Here is a 6,735-nt window from a genome sequence, read left to right on the forward strand (position 1 = left end):
CGACACCTCGAAGCGTGGAGAACGGCCGCCTCCGCCGTCCCGGGAAGAACCGCAGATCAGCAGGTTGAGTGACGTGCGAGGTTAAACGCCAAGCTGAGAAGCCGTTGTCGTACCGATCTTGGCGAGCATGGGTTCGAATGCGGCGGCTCGGTCGGGCGATCTTCGGTCTGTCCGTGCATGAAGACAGAGCCTCTGGTGCAGCTCGGGGTTGTCGAGACCTTGAGCACACCAGGAGGCTCTACCGAGGGCATCCCGGCACCTCCACCGCAGGGACGACACAACACCTCGTCTCTGCCGCCGAAACACTGACCCTATGCCTGACCAGCGCAAACGCACCCGTCACTCTCGGAAGGACAGCGGCTTCTAACCGGCCCGCACGGGAATCGTGTCAGAAGTCTGGTCTAGGTTTGGCCTGTGAACCACAACAGCTCCAAGGCCGGGGCGCCCCGCGAGCCTGACTTGCCGCCGTATCAGGTAGTCCTAGCGGAGAATGATTGGGGTTCGCTCCAGACGGCTTTCGGGAACGGTGAGTGCCTTCCCAAAGTCCTGGCACGGTTGCTGGAGCCTGATCCCAAGGTGCAGGTCACCGCTTTGTCGGAACTGAGTGAGCTGGTCGGCCACCAGAACAGCATCTACGAAGCCACAGCCCCCGTCGCCATGTATGTCGCCGGCATCCTCACCCACCCGGCGGCCATGACCCTCCGGCCGTATCGCAACGTCCCCATCCGCGCGACATTGTTGAACTGGTTGGTTTCCACGGCCTACGACGCCTCCGACGAGATTGTCGACCGCACCGAGCAGTACTTCCCTGGCTTCCTCACCCACGACACCACGCTGGCGGCCTTCCGGGACCTGCGCCCGACGCTTTATCGAGCCGTCGCGCCCTTCCTGCAGGACAGTCACGAGGACGTGCGCGAAGCAGCCGGCCTCGCCGCGCTCATCCTCGCCGAACACCCCGCGCTCGCCCAGCACCGCGATCACCTCGCCGTGCACGCGCGCCGCATCCTAGACACCAGCAGCGACGACCCTAACCGGCGCGTTGCCTGGAAGGCCCTCGAAGCATGGGGCCACGACGTCACCGACATTGAACCTTTCCAGGAGGAGCCCTGGGACTGCGGGCCACATAGCGATGGCCGCGGCGATCTCGAACCTCCCTTCTGACTGATAGGCGCACGGCCCGCAGGTTCGAACGGGGCCCGGATCGGGTGAGTTCGCGGTTGGCGGAGCATGAAGGAAGGGCCTCCTGAACAGCTCGTGGTTGTCGAAGCCCGAGCGCCAGGAGGCCCTGTTGTCGCAGTTGTACGTGGTCGTTCCGGTGGAGTCCAGCCTGTTCACCCCGGGGTGTGACTGTCTTGCTCACAGGTTCGGGAACGCGGCCGACAAACCGGGCCGCCGGCCTCGCTACACGTCGGACATGACGGACGCGGAGTGGGCCGTGGTGCGGACGATGCTGCCGGTCCCGGCATGGATGGACGGCCGGGGAGGCAGGCCGGAGAGCTACTGCCACCGGCAGATGGTCGACGCGGTGCGGTATCTGGTCGACAACGGGATCAAGTGGCGGGCGATGCCGACGGACCTCCCGCCCTGGGACCGGGTCTACGCGTTCTTCCGACGCTGGCGCGACAACGCTCTGATCAGGGAGTTCCACGACCGGCTGAGGGAACGCGTCCGCGAGGCTGAGGGCCGGGACGCGGAGCCGACCGCGGGGATCGTGGACTCGCAGTCGGTGAAAGGGGACGCCGTGGTCGGCGCGGCCTCCCGCGGCTTCGACGGCGGCAAGTTGGTCAACGGACGCAAGCGGCACCTGGTCGTGGACTGCCTCGGCCTCGTCCTGGCGGTGCTGGTCACCCCCGCGTCGGTGACGGACCGCAACGCCGCCTGCGGGATGCTGCCCGCGCTGCGGGAATGCTTCCGTCTGCTCCGGCTGGTCTGGGCGGACGGCGCCTACACCGGCGACGTCCTCACCGAAGCCGCCCACCGGCTCGGCCTGCGCCTGGACATCGTCCGACGCAGTGACGACAGCCGCGGGTTCACCGTCCTGCCCCGCAGATGGGTCGTCGAGCGGACCTTCGCCTGGCTGATGCGCAGCCGGCGGCTCGCCCGCGACTACGAACGGCGCTCCGACACCAGCGAGGCGTTCGTCCTGTGGTCGATGACCATGGTCATGAGCCGCCGCCTCGCCCGCCACGCCACCCGCCGCCAGCAGCAACGGCGGAATCTCGCTGCGGCAGCGTGAACATACCCGGCCGGCTCTCCGCCAGCCAGCCCCGCTCGACCAGCCGCTTCAGCCTGCCCCGCGCACCCTCCACCCGGGCCGGAACCGAAACGTCCCAGCCCAGGCCCACCGCCACCTGCCGCGCCGACAATCCGTCACCGCCCGCCTCTTCGAGCACGGCCATGATCCGTCGGTAGTCCGGGCCGAGAATGTCGACCTCGACCCCGTCCTTCCTGCGGGCCACCACCCGCCGAGCCCTGGCCGTCGACGGGGCCGCCGCGTCGTCCACCACCGGCTCACGAACAGGCTCAGGCTCGGACGGCCCTGAAGCCTCGGCGGGCTCGGGACCTCCCAGTTGGGTCAGCGTCTCGAGATACTCCTCCAGGCCGATCACCCGGCGGTCCAGCACCTCTTCCGCGTCGGCGAGAGCCGCCCGCACCCGCTCGAATTCGGCACGCAGTTCCTCCACTCGCGCCAGCGCGGCCCTCTCACGGCTCTCCATCACAGCCCGCATCGACGGCATCCGCCACCTCACGTCATCCACGACGAATCAGACGGCCCCAGCCTGCCTCGACAACGCGCACATCACACGTGACCTGCGGAAACACACACATCAGATCCGGAATAGCAACGGCTTCTGACTGCTCCCCGCACCCGCGGGGATGGTCCCGACGCTGCCGTGCTTGTCGACAATGCTGACGGCTGCTCCCCGCACCCGCGGGGATGGTCCCCTTGGCGCCGTACCCGGCCAGGGCCGCCATGCCTGCTCCCCGCACCCGCGGGGATGGTCCCCCTTCGGTGTTCTCGCCGGTGAGCTGGAGCGTCTGCTCCCCGCACCCGCGGGGATGGTCCCCTGACCTCGTTCCTCGGCTTGCCCCAGCACGACTGCTCCCCGCACCCGCGGGGATGGTCCCGAGGTGGCCAAGCTCGCAGGGGTGAGCGTCGGCTGCTCCCCGCACCCGCGGGGATGGTCCCGCGTCATGGAAGCGGCGGACATCCGCGCTCTGCTGCTCCCCGCACCCGCGGGGATGGTCCCGATGTGCTGGTGTTCGGCATCGACGTGGGCAACTGCTCCCCGCACCCGCGGGGATGGTCCCCTCCGTGCGCCATCGACACCCGGAGGTAGAGCCTGCTCCCCGCACCCGCGGGGATGGTCCCCCGGCGTCGCCCGCGTCGTCCACCCCGAAGCACTGCTCCCCGCACCCGCGGGGATGGTCCCACGCCGTTGACCTCCTCGGCGCGCATGCCGAGCTGCTCCCCGCACCCGCGGGGATGGTCCCCGTCAGTACGCCAAGATCACCCCGGACACCGGCTGCTCCCCGCATGTCGGCGTACACGTGAACGTGCAGGGTCGCGTACGGATGAACGTGCAGGGTTCCTGATGTGCTGAGGTTCAGGGTTCGACGAGTTCGCCGTCAACTACTGCTCCCCGCAGCCGCGGGGATGGTCCCGTGAGGAGGGACCACGGGGCGGTGGTTGATCCCTGCTCCCCGCACCCGCGAGGATGGTCCCAAGGTCGAGGCGGCACTGAAGAAGGCTGTCCGCTGCTCCCCGCACCCGCGGGGATGGTCCCCCGGCAGGGGTCCGGTCGGAGCAAGCCGGCGGCTGCTCCCCGCACCCGCGGGGATGGTCCCGATGACTGCGAGCGTTTCGTCTACGAGGGCGGCTGCTCCCTGCACCCGCGGGGATGGTCCCTCCCGCCGGTGGAGGCCGACGTCGCCCTTCCGCTGCTCCCCGCACCCGCCGGGATGGTCCCGGCTTAGGGCAGCGAGCTGTGCCATCGCGTTACTGAGGGTTTTCAGTGTGGCCGCTGATCGGGTGACGCTGGTGAGGTTGTGGGGGCCACAACGGGCAAGGCTCCCGCCCGGTTGGGGGAAGTGTTCGAGGCTTCAACCCATCGGTACGGGAGCTTTGTGTGGCCGCCGCAGGCGACGTGCTGCGTGGTGGTGCTGCTGCGGGTTGTGCGGATGTGATGGGGTCGCCGGGTGTAGCTGGGGGTCAGGCGAGGGAGCCGAGGGTCAGGCCGAGGTTGTGGAGTTGGGTGGTGAAGCGGGTGGGGCTGGTGAAGTGGTGGGCGTGGAGTCCTGTGGTGGAGGCGGCGTGGACGAAGGTGGGTTCGTCGTCGAAGTAGGCCAGGTGCTGGGTGGGGATGCGCATGTGGTCGGCGGCGGTGCGGAAGGCGTGGGGGGAGGGTTTGTCGACGCCGAGGCTGGCGGAGGAGAAGACGTGGTCGAAGGTGATGTGGTGGTGTTCGAGGTCGGCGGGGAGGGCGTCGGTGGAGTTGGACAGGACACCGACGGGCATGTGTCGGCGGATCTGCTCGAGGAGTTCGGCCATGGTGTCGTCGCGGGTCCCGCGGTCGGCGCGCCAGGGGCCCAGGTGTTCGCGTACGGCGGGGCCGAAGTCGTCGGCGAGGCGGTCGGCGACGTTCTCGGCCCATTCCTGGTCGCTGAGGATGCCGACGCGGGCGGCGCGGTAGGCGGGGTGGTGGTAGGCGTAGTGGTTGATGGTGCCGGGGGGCAGGCCGGCGAGGCGTTCGCTCTGGCGGGCGCCGGTGTTGTGCCAGTGGCGGAAGAGGCCGTTCATGTCGACGAGCAGGCCTTCGATGCGGTCGGGCATAGGGGACTCCTTGCTGAAGGGACCGGGGTTACGGCGTCTGGTGGGCGGTGGCGTAGTGGTTGAGGTAGCGGTCGGTGGTGCGCGCCCAGCTGTAGGTGGCCTCGACGTGCGCGCGGGCGTTCGTCGCCCGCTTCTGCCGCTCGGCACGGTGGGTGAGTGCGGTGGTGAGGGTGTCGGCGAGGTCGTCGGGGCTGTCGGGGGTCACGAGCCAGCCGGTGGCGTGGGGGCCGGTGCCGATGATGGTGCGGGCGGGGCCGCCGGTCGCGGTGGCGATGGGCGGGGTGGCGCAGGCCATCGCTTCGAGGTAGACCATGCCGAACGGTTCGTTGACGGCCGGGGCGACCATGAGGTCGGCGGTGTTCAGGCCGGTGGGCAGCTCGTCGTGGCCGCGCCAGCCGAGGAAGTACACGTCGTCGGCGATGCCGAGGTCGGCTGCGATGTCGGCGGGGTGGCGGCCTTCGTACTCGCCGGGGTAGCCGCCCCACATCAGCAGGACGGGCGCGGGGTCCAGGCGGGTGCGGGTGGCGGCGAAGGCGTTCAGGAGGACGGGCACGCGTTTGAAGTCGAGGAATCGGCCGACCCACAGCAGGAGCGGGCGCAGGGTGCCGCTCGGGGTGAGGAGGCGTGCGAGGTCGGTGTCGGTGTAGCGGATGCTGCCGGGCTGCTGGCCCGGGGCCCAGCCCTGGGGTTCGGTGACGAGCCAGCGGCGCAGGTGCTCAAGCCGTTCGGCCTGGTCGAGGTGGTGGGGCTGGAAGGTGTGGGTGTCGACGCCGTTGGGCACGACGGGCGGTGCGCTGTTCAGGTGCAGGAGTTCGGTGGCGAGGTTCTGGTCGTGGTCGGAGACCGTGATGAGCTGCCCGGCGTGGGCGGCGGCCTGGTGCAGCTGGCGGATCCAGTGGGGGGAGTGGATCCACTTCTCCCAGTGGGTGTCGGCCAGGAGGCGGGCGTCGGGCTCGCTGAGGCCGGCGGTCTTGGCGATGCGTGCGGCTTCGGCGTGGCGGTAGGGGCTGGTGCTGTGCAGGAGGCGGGCCAGGTCGGTGAGGGACGCCTGGGCGCGCTCGGCGAGTCGAACACGGTCCTGCATGCCGGCCAGGAGTTTGAGTTCGGTGCCGTGGAGGGTGGTGACGCGCGGGACACCTTGGTAGGCGGCGTGGGCGCTGGTCTGGAGGTGGCTGAGGTGGTGCAGGTGCAGGACGGTGGGGTGGGGGCTGCGGTGGGTGGTGAGGTGGCGGGTCCAGGCGCGGGTGAGGTGGTCGGCGTCAGCGGGCGGGACGGCGCTGTAGAGGGGGTCGGGGCAGTGGCCGCGGTCCTCGTAGGAGGGGTGGAACGGCCAGCGGGCAGCCTGGGGGTTCTCGCCGCGCTCGAACATGGTCCGGGCGTCGTTGTGGTCGTAGGGGTGGAGGTCGAGGCCCTGGTAGAAGGTGGGGGCGTGGGAGGGGTCGCCCGGGGCGCCGAGGGATCCGGCGTGCAGGCGGGTGGTGATGCCCCGGCTGTTGAGTTCGTGCAGGTGGTAGCGGACGACCTGGGCGCTGCCCCCGCGGGGCCAGAACTGGATGGCGGTGTCCACGACCATCGGGGTGGTGATCGGCATGGGTGCTCCCGTCGGGTGGTCAGGTGCGGGGGTCGATGATCAGCGGCTCGGCGCCGGCGAGGCGCCCCTGCCAGTAGGTTTCCTGCGGGTCCTGCGGGGCTCGGACGGTGAGGGCGAGGACCTGGGCGAGGTTGTGCCGGTCCCGCAGCGGGACCGGCCGGCCGAGGTGGAGGGTGCGGGAGCCCGCGTGCAGCGTGAACGGCACCCCGGGCAGCCCGATCTTCGCGAGGTGCTGTTCGACCTCGGTGTTCTTGACCGGTTCCCGGTGGGGCACGGCGTGCAGGCAGCGGTCCCGTTGGGCGGCCGGGCA

5 protein-coding genes, 1 pseudogene and 2 CRISPR repeat arrays are annotated in these 6,735 nt (G+C 70.1%); of the genes and pseudogenes, 2 read left to right on the forward strand and 4 right to left on the reverse strand.

What is annotated here, in order from left to right:
- The first annotated feature begins 414 nt into the window (after positions 1–414).
- Positions 415–1,161, forward strand: a complete 747-nt coding sequence (locus AB0469_RS40745) for a hypothetical protein (protein ID WP_366456666.1) — start codon at positions 415–417, stop codon at positions 1,159–1,161.
- A 253-nt stretch (positions 1,162–1,414) separates the two neighbouring features.
- Complete coding sequence (locus tag AB0469_RS40750; RefSeq protein ID WP_366456667.1) at positions 1,415–2,236, forward strand: IS5 family transposase; 822 nt, start codon at positions 1,415–1,417, stop codon at positions 2,234–2,236.
- Here the strand turns inward: AB0469_RS40750 and AB0469_RS40755 are convergent.
- From AB0469_RS40755 to AB0469_RS40770, 4 genes and pseudogenes are all read right to left on the reverse strand, one after another.
- Positions 2,163–2,738, reverse strand: coding sequence for a hypothetical protein (locus AB0469_RS40755; RefSeq protein ID WP_366456668.1), 576 nt, complete (start codon positions 2,736–2,738; stop codon positions 2,163–2,165). The genes AB0469_RS40750 and AB0469_RS40755 overlap by 74 nt on opposite strands.
- A 118-nt stretch (positions 2,739–2,856) precedes the next feature.
- A CRISPR array of direct repeats spans positions 2,857–3,556; the repeat unit is 29 nt; unit sequence CTGCTCCCCGCACCCGCGGGGATGGTCCC.
- A gap of 81 nt (positions 3,557–3,637) precedes the next feature.
- Positions 3,638–3,971: a CRISPR direct-repeat array (repeat unit 29 nt; unit sequence CTGCTCCCCGCACCCGCGGGGATGGTCCC).
- A 242-nt stretch (positions 3,972–4,213) separates the two neighbouring features.
- On the reverse strand, positions 4,214–4,834 hold the full coding sequence (locus AB0469_RS40760; protein WP_366456669.1) for an HAD family hydrolase: 621 nt from the start codon (positions 4,832–4,834) through the stop codon (positions 4,214–4,216).
- Positions 4,835–4,862: 28 nt separating this feature from the next.
- Entirely contained in the window at positions 4,863–6,425 is a 1,563-nt protein-coding gene (locus tag AB0469_RS40765) for a glycosyltransferase family 4 protein (protein ID WP_366456670.1), read from the reverse strand.
- Between the two features lie 19 nt (positions 6,426–6,444).
- Positions 6,445–6,735: pseudogene (locus AB0469_RS40770) on the reverse strand (hypothetical protein); the annotation flags it as partial.

This window comes from Streptomyces sp. NPDC093801, assembly GCF_040701585.1.
GTDB lineage: Bacteria > Actinomycetota > Actinomycetes > Streptomycetales > Streptomycetaceae > Streptomyces.